Genomic DNA, 22837 nt, shown 5'->3' with positions numbered 1-22837 from the left:
ACGCAACGGCGAGGTCTCGCGTATCCGCGCAGAGGATGCCGAGAGGGTGGAGGCGAAGGTGTTGGTGAAGTAGAGGCGGTCTTCGGACATGGCTCCAGTCTGGCAGGGCATGCGGGGATTCATGAATGTCCCTTGCCCTCCGAAAAGGGTGGAGACCCACCGGTCCTGGAGGCAGCATGCGCACGTTCCACCTCGTTCCCCTGTTCGCCTGCGTTCTGGCAATCCCCCTCGCTTCGCAGCCCGCCGAACGCCCCAAGGCCCAGGCCATGGTCACAGAGGGCATCGCCTTCCTGAAGGCGAAGGGCAAAGAGGCCTTCTTCGCCGAAGTGAGCATGGGCTCCGGTCGCTTCCACGTGAAGCCAGGCAGCACCCTCTATCTCTTCGTCTACGACCCCAAGGGCGTGGTGCTGGCCCATGGTTCCAAGAGCAATTGGCTGGGGGTCAACCGTTGGAATGTAAAGGGGCCGGATGGCGTGTTCAACGTGCAGGAGATCATCAAGACTGGCATGAAGAAAGGCGGCGGCTGGGTAGACCATCTGGTCGAGAATCCTGAAACCAAGAAAATCGAGCAGAAGACGTCCTTCTGCATCGCAGAAGGGGACATCATCGTCGGCTGCGGGATCTACAGGTAACTCAGCCCAGGCGGTAGACTCGGCGCAGGAGGCCCTCCCACCAGGCGGCTGGCAGGAGGGCCTTGGCGAATCCGGCCCAAAAGGCATCACGCCCGATGACCAGCCGCCGGGGGGGATGCTCGGCATTCAGCGCTTTGAGCAGGCGGCGCGCACAGGCCTCCGAAGTCAGTCCGTGCCGTCCGGCCTGATGGTTCCGGTGAGCCAGGTAGCCGCTGATGATGGCTTCATAGCGGGTGCCGCGCGCTCGTTCCGGCAGGTCCCCCCAGACCCTCGCCAGCGTCGCACGGAACTCAGACTGGACGGCGCCGGGCTCGACGACCACCACGGCCACCTCGCGTCCCACCTCCAGGCGCAGCGTTTCCGCCAGGGCCACCACCGCGTGCTTGGAGGCGTTGTAGGGGCCGGCCAGGGGTGCGGACATGCGGCCCAGGATCGAGGCCACCTGGAGGATCCGCGCGCCGGGCTCACGACGCAGCAGAGGCAGGAAGGCGTGGGTGACGGCGTGGAGACCGATCACATTGGTCTCGAACTGTGCCCGGAGTTCCTCCGGGCGCAGCAACTCCAGGGGGCCCACCTGGGCGTAGCCGGCGTTGTTCACCAGGGCCTTCAAGGAAAGATCCACACAAGCACCGGCCGCCGCGGCGATGCTGGCGGGGTCGGTCACGTCCAGGGGCAGGACCCGCAGGTCCTCACCCGGTGGCAGGTTGGCCAGGTCTCCCGGCTTGCGCGCCGTGGCCACGACGCCCCAGCCCGCCGCCCGGCAGAGGGGCACCAGGGCACGCCCGATGCCCGTGGAACAGCCGGTGATGAGGACCCAGTGGCGCATCCATCCATCCTTTCACATCCTGCGAAACGGGGCGCCCCTGGCGCCCCGTTTCGCAGTCATCGCCCGTGGCGCAGGACTACTTCTTTTTGGCAGGAGCCTTGGCGGCGCCCTTGGCTTCAACCTTGGTCGCCATCTGCTTGTAGGTGACGGTCACCTTGTCGCCGGCCTTGACGGCCTCCTTTCCGGTGGTACCGCCGTCGGTGTAGAAGCGCCACTCCTCCTTACCCAGGTCGAGGGTGAAGCTGTCGGCGGAGACTTCCTTCACGACGCCGGTCTTCTGGTAGCTGGCGGCCGCGGCGGCCCAGGCAAGGGCGCCACTGAGGATGGCGGTGGCGGCGAAGGCCGCGATCGACTTCATGCGCATGGGGCTCTCCTTGGAAAAGGTGCCCCAAGGCTAGCAGGTTCAGACGATGACCAGGAGACCGAGGAGGTAGAAGCTGAACTCCGGCCTGAGCTCGAAGGCAGGGCGGCCGGCGTTGAAGCGCTCATGGTAGTACCACTGGTAGAGGAGTGGGTAGATCAGGGCGGACGCCATGATCCCAGCCTCCCACACTGCCCGCGGGGCCCGGGAGGAAAGGGTGAGACCGATCAGCACGAGCAATATGCCCGAGAGCAGGCCGATGAGCACGCGCTTCGCGGCCTGCTTGCCCATGAGGATCGGCAGGGTGTCCCGACCGAGCACCTGGTCGTTCTGCATGTCCCGGATGTCGTAGATGACCGTTCGGGAGAAGCCCAAGGCCGCGACCAGAACGACGGCGGCGAAGGTATGCAGGTCCCAGTGCCCGCCCTTCACCCAGTTGGGCATCACCACCGCCACGACGCTCAGGGCGGCGGCCACCAGGACATCCTTGGCCCCGGGCAGCGAGCTGAGGCTGACCAAGCGGTTGCCGAGTCGGAATCCGCGCTTGTAGGTGGACCCGAGGATGCTGGCGGAGACCACGACCAGGAGTGCGCGCCAATCCAGGAAGGCGGCTGTGCCGATGGAGACGGAGAGCGAGACGCAGGCGATGCCCAGGAGGATGGCCCGATTCTTGACGAGGAAGCGCTCCCGGCCAGGTCCCTTGACGCCTAGCCCCATGGGATCCAGGAACGGGTTCAGCAGGTACATCGCCAGCACGTAGGAACCCGTGATCAGAGGGGAGCGGAAGCCCAGCGCGAGCCCCAGCCACTTCTGGACGCCCAGGGTGGCAAGGGCGGCTCCCACGGCCATCACTACCGGGGTCGCGAAGGCGCTTGACATGAAGTGGGCGAACTTCCCGGGGGCGTCGCCCACCTCCTCCAGGACCTCCACCACCTCATCCACCAGCCAGGTCGGCGTGGAGGCACCGGCGAGCACGCCCACCGTCTCATGGCCGGTAAAGCCGGTCAGATCCAACTCCGAGGCCGTCTCCACATACTGGACGGGCTTGCCGTAGTGCTGGGCCAGCTCAGCCAGGTGCTTGGTGTTGCTGGAGGCCTTGCCGCCCACGACGATCACGGCATCCACCGTGCGGGCCAGTTCCCTGGCCTCGTCCTGGCGCATCCAGGTGTCCTCGCAGATGGTGTTCTCCAGGACCGCCTCGCCCGCGCGGTTCCGGATGTAGTCGCTGATGGCGTGGTAGTCCTTCACCGTGAAGGTGGTCTGGGCCACCACCAGCACCTTCCGCAACTGTTCTTCCGTCAGGGCCTCGGCTTCGGCCATGGTCGCCACGATGATCGAGCCGCTCTCCGCGAAACTGCGGTGGGCCACGCTCTCGGCATGTCCATGGCTGCCCAGGATCACCGTGAAGTAGCCCTTGGGGCTCCACTTCTTGATCTTGTGGTGGACCTTGGCCACCTCGGGGCAGGTGGCGTTCACGATCTTCAACTCGCCCCGGGCCTGCCGCTCCTTGAGGCCCCGCAGGTCCTGGATGGGGATGCCGTGGGCCCGGATCACCACCGTGCCGCCCTGCACCTGGTCCGGGGTCTCGGCCACGGCCACGCCCCGCTTCCCGATGAGCTCCAGGGCCTGGGGATTGTGGATGAGGGGCCCAAGCGTCTGGACCGTCCGGCCATCATTGCGCACCGAGGCCTCCAGCACCGCGTCCATAGCGCGCTTCACGCCCCAGCAGAACCCCGCGGTCTTGGCGACGACGACCTTCATCCCGACTCCACAATCCTGACCATGTTGGTCAGGTTATCAATCATAGCGCCCGCGGCCCCCTGGTGCACGACCTCCCTGGGGACGGCGTGCGTCCGGCTGTCCAGATGAGTGTCAGGGCCGGAAGCCCGGCGGCCAGCGCGCCCCTCAGGTGGCCGGTCCATCCTCGGTCCGGGCGTCGACCTCCTCAGCCCCCACGCTGACGAGCTTGGCGATCACCAGGTCACCCGCCACGTTCAGGGTGGTCCGGCACATGTCCAGAAAGCGGTCCACCCCGAGGATCAGGCCGATGCCTTCGGCCGGGATGCCCACCTGGGTCAGCAGCACCACGATGAGCGGCAGCGACCCGCCGGGAACCCCAGCCGTTCCGATGCCCGCGAGCACCGACATCAGCACCACGAGCAGCTGCTGGCCCAGGCTGAGGTCCACCCCGTAGACCTGGGCCAGGAAGAGCACGGTCACCCCCTCGAAGAGGGCCGTGCCGTTCTGGTTGGCGGTGGCCCCAACGGTCAGTACAAAGCGGGAGATCTTCGGGGGGAGCTTTAGCACCAGCTCGGCAGTTTCGAGGGACATGGGCAGGGTTGCGTTGGAGGAGGCGGTGGAAAAGGCATAAAGAAACAAATCACGACAGGCCTTCCAGAATTCCCAGGGCGAGGTCTTGGCCACGACCTTCAGGAAAAACCCGTAGACCACGAAGAACTGCAGGGCGAGGCCCAAGACGACGACGGCGGCATAGTAGGCGACATTGCCAAGGAAGCCGGCCCCCATCCGGTAGGCGGTGTTGAACACCATGCCGAAGATGGCGAAGGGCGCCAGGATCATGGCCAGATCGATGATCTTCAGGCAAGCCTGGAAGGTCGCCTCCAGGCACCGCACCAGTGGATGATCGTCCTCCTTGATGACGGTGCTCAGGGCCCACCCGAAAAAGAGGGCGAAGACCATCAAGGCCACGATCTCCCCAGAAAAGGCCCGGGCCGCGGAGTCGATGGGATTCTGGGGGAGCAGATCCACGAGGTACTGATACCAGGGCTTGGCGGTAACGGTCTTGACCGATTCCTGGAGCTTCAGCACGCCGGAGTTGCCCGCCAAGGCCGCACGGTCGAACACCAGGCCCACGCCGGGTTTGAAGAGGTGGGTGGTGAAGATGGCGATGAGGACGGCCAGGCCGCTGAGCAGGATGGTGTAGAGAAGCGATTTTCCCGCCACCCTTCCAAGCCCCCGGCCCTTTCCCAACTCCATGACACCCAGCATCAGCGCGGAAAGGATGAGCGGCACCACGACCATGAAGATCAGCCGCAGGAAGACGGCCCCCACGAAGGTGAAGACCTCGGTGATCCTCGTCATGACGGCATGGTCGCGGGCCGGCAGCAGGTAGAAGCCCAGCAGTCCGCCCAGGACACCCAGGACGAAGCCCATCAGCAGCCGGTGGTGTTGCTTCATGGGCGGAGCTCCTGGAGGGGAAGGTTGGGGGTTCAGGAATGGTCAGCCCACCGGTTGGGATTTCAAAGACCTCAATTTCCCTCCGGGGGGCACTTCCCCCGGGCCGCAGGCCCGAAATCCCTTACCCTGGCTGCACGCCACCCAGGCCGCCTGCCCCAGGGAGACCTGTCCATGGACCCAGCCCACCCCGACAAGGACCTGCCCCTCAAGGAGGACATCCGCCTTCTGGGCCGAGTGCTGGGGGATACGGTGAGGGAGCAGGAGGGCGACGAGACCTTCCGGCTCATCGAGCGGATCCGGCAGAGCGCGGTGCGCTTCCGCCGTGCCCAGGATGCCGGGGCGGGCGACGACCTGAAGGCCATCCTGAGTGACCTCAGTCCCGGCCGCGCCATCCTGGTGGTCCGCGCCTTCAGCTACTTCTCCCAGCTGGCCAACCTAGCCAAAGACCAGCATCACATTCGGCGATCCCGGGCCCACCGCATGGGAAACGCCCCACCCAGGCCCAGCTCCCTGGGCCACGCCCTTCTCAGAGCAGGCGAGGCGGGATGGGACGCGGAGGCGCTGCGGGCCTTCTTCGCCAGCGCCCAGGTCCGCCCGGTGCTCACCGCCCACCCCACCGAAGTGCAGCGCAAGTGCATCCTCAACGCGCAGATGGAGATCGCCCGCCTGCTGGACGAGCGGGACCGCAGCGCCTCGACGCCCCGGGAAACCACCCTCCGGGACGAGGCCCCCACCTTGCGGCAGGGGCCCCGTCTTACATCAAAATCGAGTCAGTCCTCGGCCACAGCAAAGGCGGGAGCCACGGGCAGGTTGTCCTTTGCTGACTCGATCTCCTCCGCCTCCCTCCAGCCCCAGGCGCCGATGACGGCCTTGAACGTGAAGAGGATGACGGCGAGGGCGCCGACGCCGAAGACCACGTCGCCAGGCATCCGCAGCCAGGTGAAGGTGCGCATGAGAGGGCTCTGCACCACCTCGGCGCTACGGGCATACCAGGTGCCGTGCTCCAGGCTCTGGGCGATCTGAAAGAACCCGCTGGGGATCAGCGAGAACACCAGCATCAGCCCAAGGCCAAGGTTCAGGCCCCAGAACCCCACCTTCAGCCACTTCTCATCCCAGGCCTTGTCCGGCGTCATGCCGCGCAGGGCGAAGAGCATGAGCGAGATGGCGAGGAAGCCGTAGACCCCGAACAGCGCCGAGTGGCTGTGGATGGGGGTGGTGTTCAGGCCCTGGCCGAAGTAGAGCACCGAGGGTGGGTTGATGAGCATGCCGAAGACGCCCGCGCCGATCAGGTTCCAGAAGCACACGGCCGCGAAGAACTTGAAGGGCCACTCGTAGCCGCTGCCGATGGCCTTGCCGGCGCGCAGGCTCTGGGCAATCTCGAAGCCCACGATGGTGAGGGGCACGATCTCCAGGGCACTGAACACGGAGCCCAGGGCCGAGATGGAGGCCGGAGAGCCCGTGTAGTAGAGGTGGTGGAACGTGCCGATGACGCCGCTGCCCAGGAAGAGGCCCATCGAGAGGCTCACAGCACGGAGGGCGGTGGTTTCGCGCAGCAGTCCCATGCGGGTGGAAAGCAGCGCGATGGCCACGGTGGCGAAGACCTCGAAGAAACCCTCCACCCAGAGGTGGACCACCCACCAGCGCCAGTATTCGGCCAGGGCCACGTGGGTCTCGCGGGTGTACATGAAGCCCGCGGAGTAGAAGAGCGGAATGGCGACGGCTGACAGCACGAAGAGTTTGAGCAGGCCCACGCGGCCGGCCTCACCCTTCAGCGCTGGAATCAGCGCGCGGAACACCAGCACAAGCCAGCCGATCATGCCCACCGTCAGCAGGATCTGCCAGAGTCGGCCCAGCTCGACGTATTCATAGCCCTGGTGGCCCAGCATGAAGGAACCGGACAGCTTGCCCAGGATGGCCTGGTGGCTGCCACCCAGGGCACCGACCACCACCACCACGAGCGCGACCAGCAGGCCCGCCACGCCGAACCACTGGCCCTTGGGTTCCTTGGCGCTCAGCTTGGGGCCCAGGTAGAGGCCCGTGGCCAGCCAGCAGGTGGCGATCCAGAAGACGGCCAGCTGCAGGTGCCATGTGCGGGAGGCCGCGTAGGGCAGGATGTGAGAGAGGTCCACGCCGTAGAGTCCGTTGCCTTCCACCGCGTCATGGGCCGTCAACACGCCCATGCCGATCTGCACCAGGAACAGGGCCATGGCGACGGCGAAATAGAGGGCCGACCAGCGCTGGCTGGGGGTGGCGGGGGCGGCGGGGATGCCCTGGGGCGCGGGAAACGCCTCCTCGGGCTGGCTGGCGTGATGCCAGACCATCAGACCCACGCCGAGGATCAGCAGGATGATGGAGAGGATGCTCCAGAGGTGGCTAATGGGCGTGATGCTGTTGCCCACCAGGGGTTCCTGGGGCCAGTTCTGGGTGAAGCTGTGGTCGGCGCCGGGCCGACGGGCCGCGGCGGACCAGGCCGTCCAAAGCCAGAAATCCGCCACTCGCTCGCCTTCCTGCAGGGTGGGAATCCAGCGGGCCGGGATGGCCGCACCCTTGTCGCCGTCCACTGCGATCTTCGCCAACTCGCTTCGGGTCTGCAGGTAGGCGGCGGCCTGGGCGGCGCCCAGGGTCAGGGTGCCGCTGGATGATTCATACTTATTATTCTGAAATATAGCTATGGTGCCGGCTTTGGCATCGGCGACCGACCCACCCTGGGCCTTCACGCCATCGAGGGTGTGGGAGGCCCACTGGTGCAGTGCCTTGGCCGTCCAGTCCGGTGCCAGGTAGGCCCCATGGCCCCAGATGGAGCCGATGTGCTGGCCACCGTGGCCCAGGTAGCTGACCTGGCCCTCGAGAATCTGGCCGGGTCCCACCAGGAGGGTGCCATCCTCGGCCACCACCTTCTGTGGAATGGGCGGCGCATTCTGGGCGATCTGCCGCCCGCCTAGTCCCAGCACGCCGAAGCCTGCCAAGAGCACCAGCAATAACAGCCACCATCTTGCCTTCATCGGAACCTCCATCAGGGCGGATCTGCTCGCCGGAAAGCAGTGTTTCATGATTCTTATTATTTAAGACCAACTATTCTTAATTGTGATCCATGACACGCGCCACCGATCCCAGAGGCTGGCCCATATGGCAAAACCCCTGCCCAATCGCCGGGATTCCAAGTACCTTGGGCTTGGTTCTTCCGGTCTGTGAAAGGGAATCCGCGTCCATGGCCCACCCCGCCCTTCTGCCCGTCGTCCTCACGTGCAACACAGACCTGCGCTTCATCGACCTGATCCAGGTGGTGGGTGCGGAGTTCCTCAAGCACCTCAGCTTCACCCAGGAGGACGGAGAGCGCCTCTGGCTGGCCATCCAGGAGGGCATCGCCAACGCCATGCGCCACGGGAACAAGCTGCAGAAGGACAAGCCCGTGAAGGTCACCTTCACGCCCCGGGTGGACCGTTTCGAGATCCGCATCGAGGACAGGGGACCCGGTGTGGACCTCGCCAGCCTCCCGGATCCAAACCTGCCAGAGAATCTGCTCAAGCCGGGTGGCCGGGGCGTCTACTTCATGCGCCAGGTGATGGACGAGGTCCACATGGAGCGCCGGCCCGAAGGTTCCACCCTCGTCCTGGTGAAGGCGCGCAAGGTTCGCGAGTCGCATCCGTGAATCAGGACCAGTGGCGTCGACGGGCCCTCTGGCTCTCCGCCCTGACCATCGCCTACAACCTGGTCGAAGGGCTCGTGTCCATGGCCTTCGGTTGGGCCGACGAATCCATGGCCCTCTTCGGCTTCGGCGCCGATAGCTTCATCGAGGTGGCCTCGGCCCTGCTGGTGCTGTGGAAGCTCCTGGACCACGGCAACCTCTCCCGCGAACGGAAGGCCACCCTGGCCATCGGCTGCCTGTTCCTCGCCCTGGCCGCGGGCATCGCCGGCGGCGCGGTCCTGCAGCTGGCGATCCGGCGCCACCCGCCCACCACGGTTCCAGGGCTGGTCATCTCAACCTTGTCCCTCGCCTTCATGGTCTTCCTGTGGCGCGCCAAGCTGCTCGCCGCCCAGGCCCTGGACAGCGCCACCCTGGAAGCCGACGCCGCCTGCAGCCTGGCCTGCATCCAGCTCTCGGCCGTGCTCTTTTCCGGCAGTCTGCTGTTCCTGATCCTGCCCGCCCTCTGGTGGGTGGATGCCGCGGCGGCCCTGGGCCTGGCGGCACTCATCGGCAAGGAGGGCCTCGGCATGGTGCGCGCGGCCCGCAGCGCCGCCTTCACCGGCGGCTGCGGCTGCGGTCACTAACCGCGGGATCTCAACCTTTGAGGCCCTTCACCCAGCCGAAGTCCACGGCCGTCTTGGCATAGAAGAGCGTGACCTCCTCGGCCTGGACCCGGGTCAGGAGCCGATCCGCCTCCGCCTCCGTGACGATGAACTCCACCACCACCGGCAGCTTCCCGGCCAGCTCGAAGAAATGATCCTCGTGCAGCAGTCCGTGGCGGCCAAAGCCAGCCATGGCCTTGAACGCCGAGCCGCCATTCAGACCCAGCTGCCGCGCCTGCTCCAGCAGCCACTCGTAGACTAGGACGTGGTGGTGCTTCCGATCCTCTTGGACGTAGAACTTCAGGCAGATCCCTTGCATCGGAACTCCTTCAGCCTCTCAGAACCATTCTGACGGTGGCCATGCCCAGGAAGGTCAGCAGCAGCGATCCCGCCAGGTGGGACGACATATGCGCCAGGGCCCAGCCGTACTCCCCCCGGCCCAGCAGGCTCACGGCTTCGGCGGAGAAGGTGGAGAAGGTGGTCAAGCCCCCCAGGAAGCCCGTGATCACGAACAGGCGCAGCTCCGGGGACAGCCCCGGGTGCTGCGTGAAGAAGGCCACCGCCAGACCCACCAGATAGCCCCCGACCAGGTTCGCCGTGAGGGTGCCCAGCGGGAGCGTGGGGAAATGGGCGTTCAGCCAGGCTCCGAAGCCCCACCGCAACCAGGCGCCCAGCGCCGCGCCGATACCCACGGCCAAGGTCGCTCCGACATTCATCGGCCTGCCCTCCCCCGAAGCGGAACCAGCCAGGCGTGGTTCATTTCACCAGCTCCCCTGCCCTCACGAAGCGCACCCTTCCTTTGCTGCGGGGCACGAGCTTCTCCAGGGCCTCCACCGTCTCAGGATAGATGTGCCCGATGATCAGCGCGGCCCCTTCCTTCTCTGCCAGTTTGAGGGCCCGCTCCCACTGCTTCTCTATTTCCGGGAAGGCCTTGTCGTCGTCGAGGAAGACGCGGCGCTGCACGGCGGGAACGCCCAGCTCCTCAGCCAGGTCGTACGCCACGCTGTCCTTCTCCGTGCGGCTGTCCACGAAGAAGTACTTCCGCGCCTTGACCTCCTGGAGCACCCAGCCCATGCGCGTCCGGTCAGGCGTGATGCGGCTGCCCATGTGGTTGTTCACGCCAGTGCGGTGGGGGATGTCATCCAGGGCCATGCGCACCCGGCGGCGGACCTCGGCCTCAGGCAGGTTGTAGAGGATGGCATTGGGGCCCGGATCGCGGCCCGGTCCTGGGTAGCCCAGGGGCTCCATGGGCAGATGCAGCATCACCTCTTTGCCGAGGCGGTGGGCGATGTCGGCGCTTTCGCGGGTGTGCTCCTGGTAGGGCAGGACCGCCACGGTGAAGGGCACGGGCTGACTGCAGAGGCGGGTGACCAGCTCCGGCTGGATGTAGCCGAGGTCATCGATGACCAGGGCGAGGCGGGGAAGCGCTAGAGCCGGTTCGGGGCTCTGAGGCTTGACGGCCTCAGACTTGGGTTTCGCCTTCGGCTCAGGGGGTTTCCTTTCGGGCTTCTTGGCATCGGGCCTGGGCGTCGTGTCCTTCTTCGCGGGCGCCTCCCTGCGGTTGCAGCCCTGCTGCCCCAGCACGAGCCCTGCACCCAGGCCCAGGGCGAGCATGAGTACGGCCCACCCGACGAGGACCAGGGTGGACGCCCGTCGGCCTTTGGCTCGAGCCAAGCTAGGAGGCCTTCGCGGGGATCGGCGCGGCAGGAGCGGGTGCCGCCAGCGCGGTCAACACCCTGGCCAGGGCATCCTCGGTCTCGGTCATGCGGAGCACCTGATCGGGGACCACACCCTGGCGATCGAGCTTCTCGCCGCCCAGCCCCACCCAGCGCCGGGAGACCAGTTCCACCGCACCCCCCTGCTTGAGGGCGAAACGGGTGCGCTCCACGCCCAACCCCGGCGTGCGCTCACCGAAGGTCCGGACCCCTCCCTTCTTCAGGCAGGAGGCGAGGACTTCCGAAGCCCCGAGGGTGGAGCGCCCGACCAGGAGGGCCAGGCGGGCGAAGGGTGCGCCGGTGCCAGTCACCGCAAGGCTCCGCTCAGGCTTGCCGGCCTCCTGCAGCGTGGCAAAGGCGCCCTTCAGGCCCAGCAGGCCCGCCACCGCGGCGGCTTCCTCCACGGAGCCCCTCTGGCATTGGCGCAGATCCAGGACCAGGGTCTGTCCACGATCCGCGGCTGTCAGGGTCTTCCCGATCTCTTCAGCCCGGCCGGACCCCAGGTCCGGCAGGGACAGGAGCAGCGCGTTCTGCCCCGGCTTGAGGGTCAAGGCGCCGGGGGCCAGCCGCTGCCGCGTGATGGTCGTCTTGGTGAGGTCCCCGGTGGCGTTGTAGCGGTAGAGATCCAGGGAGGAGCCTTCGGGCCCGCGCAGCTTGCGCTCGAGGGCCCAGGCGCTGAGCCGGCCCACGGAGTCACCATCCACCTTGCGGATGACATCCCCGGCCTGGAGCCCCGCCTTGGCCGCAGGTCCTCCGGGCGTCACGGCGACCACCGTCCCGTAGATCCCGCGTTTCACGACCATCAGCCCGGCCTCGGCCGGACCCGGATCGGGCAGCCGTACGTCCTCGGCGGTCAGGTACGCGTTCAACGGGTGGGACCGCTCCAGGACCGCCTGGACGCCACCCGAGACGACCTTCTCCATGTCGGGGGGGTCCACATAGTTCTGCTGCACCAGGGACAGCACGTCCTGGATGTCCGAGAGCCCGGCGAGGGGATCCTGGGGCGCGGCCTTGGCTCCGGCCTTCGGCTGTGGCTTTGGCGGGTTGCCCTGCTGCACCACTGGCAAGGTGAAGGCCGCCACCAGGGGGAGCGACAGGACCGAGAGCCAAGTGCGCGCATGCATGTAGACAGTGTATGAGGAAACGGCCCTGGGCCGTCGGCTATCGGTCAGGTAGGAGCCTAAGCCTTCAGGTCCAGAGTGGCCTGGGCCAGTTCATCGGCGGTTTTCAGGACCTTGAGGTTGGCCTTGTACATCAGCTCGAAACCCATGCCCTGCACCGCTTCGGTGGCCAGATCGACATTCGAGGGCGCGGGGCCGGCGGGTGAAGGGTCCGTAGAGACCCCCGACACCCGCACCCCCCCCGAGGCTTCAGCCACCAGGTCGACGCGCTTGGCCTTGTATCCGTCCGACAGCTGGTTGGCCACGTTGTTGGCCTGCACGGCCAGCCCCGCGCCCGAGGCACGGAGACCGGAGAGTGCGATGCCGACGACGTCCATGCAGAATCTATCGGCAGTCGATTGGCGGGACTTGACGATTTTTCATCAGGGGTTCTTAGGTCCCTGGAACCAATTGCTGCCGGATTGGAACCCCTTCTGCTTGGCTGCCATCTGGGCATGCCGGTCCAGGGCGAGCTGGATGAGGCGACTCAGCAGGTCCGAATAGGGCACGCCGCTGGCCGCCATCATCTTCGGATACATGGAGATGCTGGTGAACCCCGGGATGAAGTTCAGCTCGTTGAGGAAGATCCGTCCCGTCAGCCGCTCCAGGAAGAAGTCCACCCGGGCCATGCCGTAGCCGTCCGAGGCGGCGAAGGCCCTCGCCGCCAGCTTGCGGACCAGATCGGTCAGCTCCTCCGGGATCTGGGCCGGGATCTCCGTGCGGCTCCTGCCATGGAGATACTTGTCCTCGAAGGTGTAGAACTCATCGGCCACGATCACCTCGCCGGGCTTGGAGACCAGGGGTTCGTCGCCGCCCAGCACCGCCACCTCGATCTCGCGGATGTCCAGCCCCTGCTCGACCAGGACCCGGCGGTCGAAGGTGAAGGCCCGGTCAAGCGCCACGGCCAGGTCCTCAGAGCGCTTCACCTTCTCGACACCGATGCTGCTGCCCAGGTTGGCGGGTTTCACGAAGAGGGGCAGACCCAGCTTCCCGCAGTCCGCAAGGCAGACGGCCCGTTCCCGCGTCCAGCGCTCCTGGGTGAGGCCCACGTAGGGCACCACCGGCAGGCCCTCGGATTCCCACAGGCGCTTGGTGATCCACTTGTCCATGCCCGCCGCCATGGCCAGCAGGCCGGCGCCGGTGTAGGGACGGTGCAGCAGCTCCAGGTAGCCCTGGATCTGCCCATCCTCGCCGCCGGCTCCATGCAGGGCGTTGAAGAAGAGGTCAGGCAGGGACGTGGCTTCCGCGCCCCGCTCCAGGGGCAGAAAGGGGTGATCGCTGCGCTGGGGCAGCTCGCCCGCGGCGAGACGCGCGAAGGGATCGCCCGTCACCACCCAGACACCGTTCCGCGCGATGCCCATGGGCCGCACGGTGAAGCGGGCCGGATCCAGGTGCTCGGCGATGGCCCGCGCCGTGACGATGGAGACTTCGTGCTCAGGGGATTCCCCGCCGAAGAGAAGGCCGATGCTCAGTGTCTCGTGCATGCGTCCACTGTACCCCGATCCCTGCACACTGTGACACCTACACCCGACCTGGTGCGCTAGGCTAGGGCCACTCCCCGGAGCCCATGTGCGGACGGCCATCTACCCAGGCTCTTTTGATCCCGTGACCCTCGGTCACTGGGACATCATCCAGAGGGCTGAGAAGCTGGTCGACAAGCTCGTCGTCGCCGTCCTGCACAATCCGGCCAAGACCTCAGCCTTCAGCGTGGAGGAGCGGGTCGCCATGCTCCGGGAACTGGTGGGCGACCGGCCGAGTGTCACCGTCACGAGCTTCCATGGTCTCCTGGTGGACTTCGCCAAATCCCAGGGGGCCCAGTTCATCGTTCGCGGCGTGCGGGCCTTCAGCGACTTCGAGTACGAGTTCCAGATGGCCCTGATGAACCGCAAGCTCGCCCCGGAGCTCGAGACCGTCTTCCTGATGCCCAAGGAGAAGTACAGCGCCGTCAGCAGCCGTCTGGTCCGGGAGATCGGCAGCATGGGGGGCAACCTCTCCGAGCTGGTCCCAGAGGCCCTGCGGGAGCGCGTGGCCCAGCGGCTGGCCAAATAGGAGGCCGCTTCCATCACGGCCTGAAATTGAAGGGGCTGCCCCCGCGAACCGATACACCTGCAAGATGCTCCTCCACCTGTCCCGCGCCCTGAGGCTGATCTGCCTGCTCCTGGTCCTCCCCCTGGAAGCCCAGGTGGAGGGCAACTTCCCAGTCCGCCGCTACGGCACCGACCAGGGACTGGGCAGCGAGGTGGTCTCCGCCATGGTCCAGGATCTGGAGGGTCGGCTCTGGGTCGGCACCGAGGGTGGTCTCTGCTTCTTTGACGGAAGCCGCTTCTCGTCCTTCCCCGGCGCTCTGCCCTCCGGTTTCGTCCAGAGCCTCTCGGTCGACCGGGACGGGTCCCTGTGGGTGGCCACGGACGGCGGGCTGGCCCGCATCCACCATGGCAAGGTGCAGATCCTCGGCGAAGCCAACGGCATCCCACGGGGGTCCGTCCAGGAGGTCGTGAGGGATGCCGAGGGCCATCGCTGGATCCTCGGATCGGATGGCATCCGGATGGAGCAGTCGCCCGACCGATTCACCATTCCGGCCCCCTGGCCAGCACTGGAGCCCCCGTCCCATCTGTTCGCAGACCCGTCCCTGAACGGCGCCTGGGCCACCACCTCCCGCACCATCTGGCATTGGGAGGACGACAACTGGATCCAGGTGCCCACCCCCCGGTTCTCGCCTGGCGAGACCCTCCGGGATGTGGCCGTCGATGGCCTGAAGCACCTGTGGGTGCGCACCAGCAGCGCCCTCTGGCGGCTGCCGGCCGAAGGGCCCCGCACCTGGATCAGGATCAGGATGGCCGGCGGCTACAGCCACATCTCCAAGCTCAGCCGGGATTCCCAGGGCTGGGTCTGGGTGGACAACACCGAGGGGCTTTGGCGCGTCCGGGGGGACCGCCGCGTGCAGTTCGGCCACGCCCAGGATGATGCCCGGGGCGGCATGGTCGACCAGGAAGGGGGGTTCTGGTTTCGCACCGACAAGGGCGTCCTCCGGGTCCTGGGGCACACCCGGTGGCGCAACTACCACCCTCCCAACGGGTTGCCGCTCGACACGACCTGGCAGATGGTCCGGGACCGCCAGGGCAGGCTCTGGGTGGGCATGGACAAGGGACTCTGGGCCGAAGACGGGAAGCGCTTCAGGCGGATCCTCACAGGCCGGTTCCTGAACCTCTCCCTTGGGAAGGGCGACTCACTGTGGGCCTCGGGCAGCCCAGCCGGGACCGTCCACCTGGTCAACACCCGCACCATGGCCACCAGGTCGTTCCGGATCCAGGCCCTGCCCGTGGCCCGGATCACCGCAGGATTGACCGTCGACCGGGAAGGCAGGCCCTGGCTGGCGAACGAGGACGGCACCGTGGTCCGGGGAACGGAGAGCGGCACTGGCTGGTCCTGGGAGCTGGTGCCACGGGAGGGTCCTCCGCCCCGTGAGCTGCGGGCCCTCATGGCCCTGCCCGGTGGCGAGGTCCTGGCGCTCTTCGATCAGGCTGCGGCTGTGTACAGCCGTGGCACCTGGCACGAGGTCCCGGACCTGCTGCCCGAGCTTCCCTACGTCGCCGCAGTCGGCCCCGAGGGACAGGTAGTCATCGGCTACAAAACCAAGCCCGCGCTGACCATCCACAAACGGCAGGGTGACACGCTCGTCCGCACGGGGACGCTCGATTTCGCTGCAGGCTTGAAGACCTTGGTGGTCTACAGCCTGGGCATCGGTGCGAACGGAACCATCTGGGTCGGCACCGGACGCGGCCTCGGTTGCACGGATGCCCAGGATCCCCAGAAGCTGCGGCTGCTGGGCTCGGAGGATCGCATCATCCACCCGGAGTGCAACCAGGGTGCCCTGCTGGTGGAGCAGGACCGCGTCTGGATCGGCACGCCCACCGGCCTCATGAGCCACGATCCCCAGCCGCTTCCGCCCGCCCAGGCCCTGCGGCCACCGGTCATCCTCTCCATCCGGGTGGCCGCCAAGGAACTCGACCTGCGCGACTCCGATCCGGAACTGCCCAGGGATCGCAATGAGCTCGAAGTGCTGTTCATGGTCCCCAACTACCAGATCCAGGACGCCCTCATCTATGAGGCCAAGCTGTCCGGGGTGGATGCCGACTGGATCCGCCCGGAGACCCCCTACCTGCGCTACATCGGTCTGCCTGCCGGCCCCCACACCCTTGAGCTCCGCAGCCAGACCCGTGAAGGCGTCATCGGTCCGGTGACCCGCTTCCACTTCCACGTCCGTCCAGCCTGGTGGGAGCGCTGGTGGGTCCGCGTCCTAGGTGTCTTTGGCCTGGCAGGCCTGGTCTTCATTCTGGTGAAGGTCCGTCAGGCGCGGTTGGAGCAGCGGAACCGGGAGCTCATCGACGAGGTGGCGCGGCAGACCTCCGCCCTGGTGGCGGCCTCCAAGGCGAAGAGCGCCTTCCTGGCCAACATGAGCCACGAGCTGCGCACGCCCCTCAACGCCATCCTGCTCTACTCCGAGATTCTCCAGGAGGACATGAAGGATCCAGCCCAGGGAGGCCTCCGACAGGATGCGGGCAAGATCCAGAGCGCCGGCCAGCACCTGCTGGGCCTCATCGACGACATCCTGGACATGTCCAAGATCGAGGCGGGCCGACTGCGCCTGGAACTGCAGGAGGTTGAGCTCCACTCCTTCCTGCGCGACCTGGATGCGACCATCCGCCCCTTGGTCGAGAAGAATGGCAACCGTTTCACGCTGGAGATCCTTGAGGTGCCGGAGCGCATCCACTCGGATCCCACCCGCCTGCGGCAGATCCTCGTGAACCTGCTCAGCAACTCCGCCAAGTTCACCAAGGATGGGCAGGTCCTCGTGAAGGCCTGGTCCGAGGATGACGACCTGCTGCTGATGGTCCAGGACAACGGCATCGGGATGACCCAGTCCCAGCAGGCCAAAGTGTTCGAGGAGTTCGTGCAGGCGGACGAGAGCACCACCCGCAAATACGGAGGCACCGGCCTCGGGCTCACTCTCGTGAAAAAGTTCACGGGTCTGCTGGGCGGGAGTCTCGCCCTGCAGTCCGAGCCGGGCAAGGGCACCACGTTCACCCTGAGGCTGCCCTGCGCCGGGCCGGAATCCAGTCAGGCCTCGGGGTTCTATCCCGTGGAACCCGCCCCACGCCATGAGTGACCAGGCCGGCCTCAGCTCACGTCGGCCAGCTTCAACCGGGCCTGCATCCGCTTCAGCCAACCGTCCTGGGCCTCGCTGAGCCCAATCACGAGGGCCCGGTCCGCGGCCTCCCGGCAGCGCAGGAGGAGCTCCCGGTCCCGGAGGAGATCCGCCACCTGGAACTGCGGCAGCCCCGCCTGCCGGACGCCGAAGAACTCACCGGGACCCCGCAGCTCGAGATCCCGCTGGGCGATGCGGAAGCCGTCCTGGGTCTCGAGGAGGGTCTGGAGCCGCTCGTTCTCCGAGTCGCTGATCATGAGGAAGTGGCTGCGGTGCGCGCCGCGCCCCACCCGGCCGCGCAACTGATGGAGCTGGCTGAGGCCGAAGCGCTCGGCGTGGTCCACCACCATCACCGAGGCGTTGGGCACGTCCACACCCACCTCGATCACCGTGGTGGCCAGCAGGATCCCGGCTTCACCTGACACGAAGCGCCCCATCCGCGCGGCCATGTCGTCGGCCTTCAGCCGGCCATGCACCACCTCGATGGTCTCATCCAGGAAGACGCCCCGCAGCAGGGCCTCCATGGCCTGGATGTCCCGCAGCTGCACCTTGCCTTCGTCCGAAGGGTCGATGCTCGGGCTCACCACGAAGGCCTGACGGCCCTCGGCCAGCTCCCGGCGCACCTGCTCCCAGGCCCGGCCCGCCGCTTCGCTGGAGTACAGCTTGGAGACAATGGACTGCCGTCCGGGCGGCAGCTCGTCCAGCACGCTCTGATCCAGGTCCCCGAAGACCGCCAGGGCCAGGGAGCGGGGGATGGGCGTGGCGCTCATCACCAGCCAGTGGGGATCCCCGCCCTTCTCCTTCAGCGCCTCGCGCTGCTTCACGCCGAAGCGGTGCTGCTCATCCACTACCACCAGCTGGAGCCGATGGAAGGCCACCGACTCCTGGAACAGGGCGTGGGTGCCGATCACGTAGCGCGCCTCGCCACTGGCGATGCGGGCCAAGGCGGCGCGCTTCTCCGCGGCCTTCATGCCGCCCAGCAACAGTTGCAAGGCCCCCGCCTGATCACCCAGGTAGCGCCGGAAGCTGGCCGCGTGCTGGCGGGCCAGGACTTCCGTGGGAACCAGCAGCGCCCCCTGCCCTCCAGTTTCGGCCACCATGGCCAGGGCGAGCAGGGCCACCAGGGTTTTGCCGCTGCCCACATCGCCCTGCAGGAGCCGGTTCATCACGCGCCCAGACGTGAGATCCACCACAATCTCCTTGAAGGCCCGGCGCTGGGCACCCGTCAAGTGGAAGGGCAGGAAGGACCGCAGGCGCTCCCGCAATTCCGGGGAGGTCGGCACCATGAGGCCCTGGCGTTTCATGCGCCCGGCCCGGCGCATGGCGACCCCCATGGAAAACGCGAAGAGCTCTTCCGAGGCCAGACGCCGGTGGGCCGGTGTGGTGCCTTCCTCCAGTTCCCGAGCCTCGCTCTCGTCCGGAGGATCGTGCAGCAGGCGCAGGGCCGTGAGGGTGTCCGGCAGGTCCTTCGAGAGCTCCAGGGGCAGCCAGTCCTCCACGAGGTGGACGCGGCTCATGGCCTCGGCCACCAGCTTCTGGCGCGCCCGGCCCGGAAGGGGCCCCAGCTTCCGGTAGAGGGGGAGGTACCGCCGCACCCAGCCGATGTCACCGCTGCGCTCCATCACCTCAAACTGCGGGCCACGCATCTCGACCCCGTGCCGGCCATCCGTGAGGGTGCCGAACACCAGCAGCCGGTCTCCCAATTTCAGGCTGCGCCCCAGGTAGGACTGGTTGAACCAGAGCAGGCGCAGGGTGCCGGTACCGTCCGTCAGCAGCACCTCCGTGAGGGCCATGCGCTGCACCCGTGTCGTGCTCTGGCGCAGGTCCTGGATGGTGCCAAGCACCGTGACCAGACCCGGCTCCTGGGCTTCGAGGCCCCGCATCTCCAGACTGCCCAGGGGCCTCAGGCTGCCCCGGTCTACGTAGCGGTAGGGCAGGCTCCAGAGCAGGTCCTGGAGCGTGTCGATGCCCGCCTCCTGCAACGCCGCGGCCCGTGCCGGTCCCAGGCCCCGGAGGACCGTGACCTTGGAGGAGAGGGGGAGCGGAGCGAGCGACATGGCGGCTGACTCAGCCTATCCGCACCCCCATGGCCTCCACCATCCGCGCGACATAGAGGTCTCCGTACCAGGCCCCGTGGGCGGGGTGCTCCAGCTCTCCGAGGCCCTTCATGAGACCGGGCAGGTCCCGTACACCGGCATCCACCAGAGCCTGGAGCTGGAGGCGCGTCCGTCCGGGACCGGCGGGGGGGTGGTCCTCCGCCAGCCGGGCCAGGGCCTGGCCCAGCCAGGGCAGGGCCGCAAGACTGGCTCCGCCCAGGGCGCTCCAGCCACCCTGCAGAAAGGCACGCCAGAGGAGCCTGGCCTCCGCGAGGGTTTCGGCCTCGAGGAGGGTCCTCCCGGCGAAGCAGCGGGGCAGCGCACCAGGGGCCATCCGGCCGATCCCAAGCCCGAGGGGGACGAGGTCCGGCAGGGTGCCTTCCGGCAGGGCTCCCAGCACCCAGAGCAGGCAGGCCTGCTCCCAGGGATCGGGGCCGAACCACAGGACCGGTTCCGTGGACCGGGCCAGATCCTGAAGGTGGGGTATGTCGCCCATCTCCATGACGGGCAGTCCCCACCAGGTGGCGCGAAGCCCGGTCAGCTCCCTGTCGTCTTTGGTCCAGGGACCCACTGCGGGGGAATCCCGCCAGACGCGGAGTTCGCCGGGCAGGCCCGACTTCCGGTGGACCGCCGCGGCGGCATCCCCACAGTGGAGGTGGATCAGCCCCGGGGTGGACCGGGTCACACTAGGCCCTTGAACAGGGTAAAGGTGCCGCCCGTGGGATCCGTCACCACCGCGAAGCGGCCCACCTCGGGGATGTCCGTGGGCGGCACGCAGCCGGTCCCACCTAGCCCGGGCACTGCCGCGAAGCGTTCATCCACGTCCGTCACACCCACATAGGGCATCCAGTGGTTGGGCACACCCTCCCACTCGGGGCCAGCCATGGGCATTAGCCCGGCCACCGCCTCCTCCCCGCGCAGGAAGAGGGTGTAGGTGCCGAAGTCCATGGGCCAGTCCTGGCTGGTCCAGCCGAAGAGGGCCGTGTAGAAGGCGATGCAGGGCGCCACGGCCCGCGTGGTGAGCTCGTACCAGCTGAAGGCACCATGACCGGTAGGCATGGGCGTAGTGGGATCCACCGGCCCATCCTGCTCGTAGATGCCCAGGATGGCGCCGCCGGGATCGCCGATCACTGCAAACCGTCCCACGCCCGGGATCGGGGTCGGCGGCACATAGGGCGTGGCCCCCAGGGCCTTGGCCTTGACGAAGGCAGCATCCAAATCCTCCACCCAGACATAGCCCATCCAGTGGCTGCCGGGAGTTTCCGCCCCCTGCGGCGGGATCTGCATGAGGGTGCCGATCTGGTCCTTTCCCCGGGTGAACAGGGACATGGTCGTGCCGCCCATGTCCTCGTGGGTGGCCGACCAGCCGAGGAGGCTGCAGTAGAAGGGCTCGCAGGCCGCCGCATCGCTGGCGTTCAGCTGGCTCCAGCAGAAGGCGCCGAAGCCGGTGGGAACGGGTTTGTCCGCCATGGGGTCTCCTCTTGTCCTGAAAAGGGTCCCCAGCATACGACCAGGGCCACCCCGTGCCCAGGGTGGCCCCGAAAGGTTACATGGATAAAACAGTCTTAGACGTGCGCGGTGTTGCGGGCCATGGCCTTCACCAGGGCCTGCTCCAGATCGGCCCAGAGGTCCTCGGGGCTCTCCAGACCCACGGACATCCGCATGAGGGACTGGGAGACGCCGGCGTGTTCGCGGGCATCGGCATTCACCACGCGGTGGGTCAGGGCGGCGGGATGCTGGATGAGCGTGTCCACGCTGCCCAGGGACACCGCCGGCGTCATGAGCTTCACCTCGGCCATCACCACGGAGGCGGCCTCGAAGCCGCCCACCAGCTCGAAGGCCATGAGGGAACCGGGACCTTTCATCTGGCGGCCTAGCAGGCCCTTGGGATCCTGGCCGGCGAGCCCGGGGAAGTGCACAGCGGACACCGCGGGATGCTTGGCCAGGCGCTCGGCCAGCACCTTGGCGCCCGCCTGCTGGGCACGCACGCGCAGGGGCAACGTGGGCAGGCTGCGGTGCAGCAGGTAGGCCGCCAGGGGGTGCAGCACGTTGCCGGTGATGACGCGGACCTTGCGCAGCTCCGTGGCCCATTCGTTGTTGGTGGCCACCAGGCCGGCGAGCACGTCGCCGTGGCCGCCCAGGAACTTCGTGGCGCTGTGGAGGACTAGGGTGGCGCCCTGCTCGATGGGGTTCTGCAGCACGGGCGTGGCGAAGGTGTTGTCCACCAGCACGGGCACCTGGCCCGCCTGGCGCACCACGTCCTCGAGGTCCAGCAGGGCCAGGGTCGGATTGGCGGGCGTCTCCACGATCACCATGGCCGTGTCCGGACGAAGCGCGGCGGCGATGCCATCCGCATCCGCCCAGGTCACTTCCAGCCCCAACATGCCCGAGGCCAGCAGGTGGTCCGTGCCGCCGTAGAGGGGGCGCACGGCCACGATGTGGTTGCCGCGCTGTTTCGCGGCCATGAGGCTGGCGGTCACGGCCGCCATGCCGGAACCGAAAGCCACGCACTCCTCCGCGCCTTCCAGCTGGGCCAGGGCCTGCTCGTAGCGGGCCACGGTGGGATTGTAGAGGCGGGCATAGACCGGGCTACCGATGGGCAGGCCGCCCATGGCCATGGCCTCCAGGCTGCGGCCGCCCTCCTCAAGGTCCTGCACGGGATAAGTGCTGCTGAGGTCGATGGGCATCGCGTGGATGCCCTGCTCGTGCAACACCTCACGGCCGGCGTGGACGGCCTGGGTTTCCAGGGACTGGGGAAGCTTGGCGTGGGACATGAGGGCGCTCCTGTCCCTTCAATGTAGGTTTGATCGATTCGGTATCATGCCGAATTGATTTCGTGAAATAATGCCCATTATGGATCTTGACCGAATTGACTGCGAATTGATCGAGCTTCTACAGAATGATGCTCGGCTCTCCAACAAGGAACTCGCCTCGGCCGTGGGTCTGGCGCCCTCCTCCTGCCTGGCCCGGGTGCAGCGCCTGCGTAGCGAGGGCGTGCTGAAAGGGGCCCACGCCGAAGTGGACCCAGACGCCCTCGGCGTCGGCCTCCAGGCCCTCATCGCCGTGCAGCTCCGCCAGCACAGCCGCGCCCAGGTGAAGGCCTTCTGGAAGCACGTGCTGGGCCTACCCGAAGTGCTCATGGTCTTCCACGTGGCGGGCACCCACGACTTCCAGGTCCACGTGGCCGTGCGCGACGCCCACCATCTGCGGGACCTCGCCCTGGACGCCTTCACCACCCGCTCCGAAGTGGCCCACATCCAGACCAGCCTCATCTTCGAGTGCGCCAAGGGCAAGGTCATGCCGAACTACCGGGCCGCGAGCCGCTGACCGCGATGGGATGACGAAACCTCCTTCCA

The 22837-nt window shown here is 67.3% G+C and carries 21 protein-coding genes and 1 pseudogene; 7 read left to right on the top strand and 15 right to left on the bottom strand.

Annotation, left to right across the window (positions count from 1 at the left end):
* Positions 1-176: 176 nt before the first annotated feature.
* Positions 177-632 carry a cache domain-containing protein gene (locus WAS25_RS09520; protein WP_422311428.1) on the top strand — a complete coding sequence of 152 codons (456 nt, stop codon included), beginning with the start codon at positions 177-179 and terminating at the stop codon, positions 630-632.
* A 1-nt stretch (position 633) separates the two neighbouring features.
* Here the strand turns inward: WAS25_RS09520 and WAS25_RS09515 are convergent, their stop codons facing one another.
* The 4 genes from WAS25_RS09515 to WAS25_RS09500 form a co-directional block, all read right to left on the bottom strand.
* Complete coding sequence (locus tag WAS25_RS09515; RefSeq protein WP_422311426.1) at positions 634-1458, bottom strand: SDR family NAD(P)-dependent oxidoreductase; 825 nt, start codon at positions 1456-1458, stop codon at positions 634-636.
* A gap of 76 nt (positions 1459-1534) precedes the next feature.
* On the bottom strand, positions 1535-1822 hold the full coding sequence (locus WAS25_RS09510; RefSeq protein WP_422311424.1) for a hypothetical protein: 288 nt from the start codon (positions 1820-1822) through the stop codon (positions 1535-1537).
* Positions 1823-1861: 39 nt separating this feature from the next.
* On the bottom strand, positions 1862-3580 hold the full coding sequence (gene ispH / locus WAS25_RS09505; RefSeq protein WP_422311422.1) for a 4-hydroxy-3-methylbut-2-enyl diphosphate reductase: 1719 nt from the start codon (positions 3578-3580) through the stop codon (positions 1862-1864).
* A gap of 144 nt (positions 3581-3724) precedes the next feature.
* On the bottom strand, positions 3725-5017 hold the full coding sequence (locus WAS25_RS09500; protein ID WP_422311420.1) for a dicarboxylate/amino acid:cation symporter: 1293 nt from the start codon (positions 5015-5017) through the stop codon (positions 3725-3727).
* Between WAS25_RS09500 and WAS25_RS09495 the strand changes: the two are divergent.
* Positions 4928-5719, top strand: a pseudogene (locus WAS25_RS09495) (phosphoenolpyruvate carboxylase); the annotation flags it as partial. The gene WAS25_RS09500 and the pseudogene WAS25_RS09495 sit on opposite strands and share 90 nt — an antisense overlap.
* A gap of 68 nt (positions 5720-5787) precedes the next feature.
* Here WAS25_RS09495 and WAS25_RS09490 read toward each other — a convergent pair.
* Positions 5788-8019, bottom strand: coding sequence for a nitric-oxide reductase large subunit (locus WAS25_RS09490; protein WP_422311418.1), 2232 nt, complete (start codon positions 8017-8019; stop codon positions 5788-5790).
* Positions 8020-8225: 206 nt separating this feature from the next.
* Here WAS25_RS09490 and WAS25_RS09485 point away from each other — a divergent pair, with 206 nt between their 5' ends.
* Both WAS25_RS09485 and WAS25_RS09480 read left to right on the top strand, forming a co-directional pair.
* Positions 8226-8666: an ATP-binding protein gene (locus tag WAS25_RS09485; RefSeq protein WP_422311416.1), complete on the top strand. Its 441-nt coding sequence runs from the start codon at positions 8226-8228 to the stop codon at positions 8664-8666.
* Entirely contained in the window at positions 8663-9286 is a 624-nt protein-coding gene (locus tag WAS25_RS09480; RefSeq protein WP_422311414.1) for a cation transporter, read from the top strand. The genes WAS25_RS09485 and WAS25_RS09480 overlap by 4 nt, the downstream gene beginning before the upstream one ends.
* A 10-nt stretch (positions 9287-9296) precedes the next feature.
* On the opposite strand, the gene WAS25_RS09475 is transcribed toward WAS25_RS09480, so the two are convergent.
* The 6 genes from WAS25_RS09475 to WAS25_RS09450 are packed head-to-tail and all read right to left on the bottom strand — an operon-like array spanning position 9297 to position 13663.
* Complete coding sequence (locus WAS25_RS09475; RefSeq protein WP_422311412.1) at positions 9297-9623, bottom strand: DUF190 domain-containing protein; 327 nt, start codon at positions 9621-9623, stop codon at positions 9297-9299.
* Between the two features lie 10 nt (positions 9624-9633).
* Positions 9634-10020, bottom strand: coding sequence for a fluoride efflux transporter CrcB (gene crcB, locus WAS25_RS09470; protein ID WP_422311409.1), 387 nt, complete (start codon positions 10018-10020; stop codon positions 9634-9636).
* 40 nt (positions 10021-10060) lie between these two features.
* Positions 10061-10978, bottom strand: a complete 918-nt coding sequence (locus WAS25_RS09465; RefSeq protein WP_422311407.1) for a divergent polysaccharide deacetylase family protein — start codon at positions 10976-10978, stop codon at positions 10061-10063.
* 1 nt (position 10979) lies between these two features.
* On the bottom strand, positions 10980-12143 hold the full coding sequence (locus WAS25_RS09460; RefSeq protein ID WP_422311405.1) for a S41 family peptidase: 1164 nt from the start codon (positions 12141-12143) through the stop codon (positions 10980-10982).
* 56 nt (positions 12144-12199) lie between these two features.
* Positions 12200-12517: a flagellar basal body rod C-terminal domain-containing protein gene (locus tag WAS25_RS09455; protein ID WP_422311403.1), complete on the bottom strand. Its 318-nt coding sequence runs from the start codon at positions 12515-12517 to the stop codon at positions 12200-12202.
* Between the two features lie 45 nt (positions 12518-12562).
* Positions 12563-13663, bottom strand: a complete 1101-nt coding sequence (locus tag WAS25_RS09450) for a D-alanine--D-alanine ligase family protein (RefSeq protein ID WP_422311401.1) — start codon at positions 13661-13663, stop codon at positions 12563-12565.
* Between the two features lie 85 nt (positions 13664-13748).
* On the opposite strand from WAS25_RS09450, the gene coaD reads away from it, so the two are divergent.
* A complete protein-coding gene (coaD, locus tag WAS25_RS09445; protein ID WP_422311399.1) occupies positions 13749-14228 on the top strand; it encodes a pantetheine-phosphate adenylyltransferase in 480 nt (159 codons plus the stop codon).
* A gap of 64 nt (positions 14229-14292) precedes the next feature.
* Entirely contained in the window at positions 14293-17346 is a 3054-nt protein-coding gene (locus tag WAS25_RS09440; RefSeq protein WP_422311397.1) for an ATP-binding protein, read from the top strand.
* Positions 17347-17357: 11 nt separating this feature from the next.
* Here the strand turns inward: WAS25_RS09440 and recG are convergent, their stop codons facing one another.
* The 4 genes from recG to WAS25_RS09420 form a co-directional block, all read right to left on the bottom strand.
* Positions 17358-19442 (bottom strand): ATP-dependent DNA helicase RecG, encoded by a 2085-nt coding sequence (gene recG / locus WAS25_RS09435; protein ID WP_422311395.1) that lies wholly within the window; start codon positions 19440-19442, stop codon positions 17358-17360.
* A 10-nt stretch (positions 19443-19452) separates the two neighbouring features.
* Positions 19453-20166, bottom strand: coding sequence for a hypothetical protein (locus tag WAS25_RS09430; protein WP_422311393.1), 714 nt, complete (start codon positions 20164-20166; stop codon positions 19453-19455).
* Complete coding sequence (locus tag WAS25_RS09425; protein ID WP_422311391.1) at positions 20163-20951, bottom strand: VOC family protein; 789 nt, start codon at positions 20949-20951, stop codon at positions 20163-20165. Before WAS25_RS09425 ends, WAS25_RS09430 begins: the two co-directional genes overlap by 4 nt.
* Positions 20952-21046: 95 nt before the next feature.
* Entirely contained in the window at positions 21047-22255 is a 1209-nt protein-coding gene (locus WAS25_RS09420; RefSeq protein ID WP_422311389.1) for a trans-sulfuration enzyme family protein, read from the bottom strand.
* Positions 22256-22325: 70 nt separating this feature from the next.
* Between WAS25_RS09420 and WAS25_RS09415 the strand changes: the two genes are divergently transcribed.
* The gene (locus WAS25_RS09415) at positions 22326-22808 is read left to right on the top strand and encodes an Lrp/AsnC family transcriptional regulator (RefSeq protein ID WP_422311387.1); all 483 of its coding nucleotides are present in this window, start codon (positions 22326-22328) and stop codon (positions 22806-22808) included.
* Positions 22809-22837 lie beyond the last annotated feature (29 nt).

The organism is Geothrix sp. (assembly GCF_049292215.1).
GTDB lineage: Bacteria > Acidobacteriota > Holophagae > Holophagales > Holophagaceae > Geothrix.
This window is presented reverse-complemented; position numbering and strand designations above follow the sequence as displayed.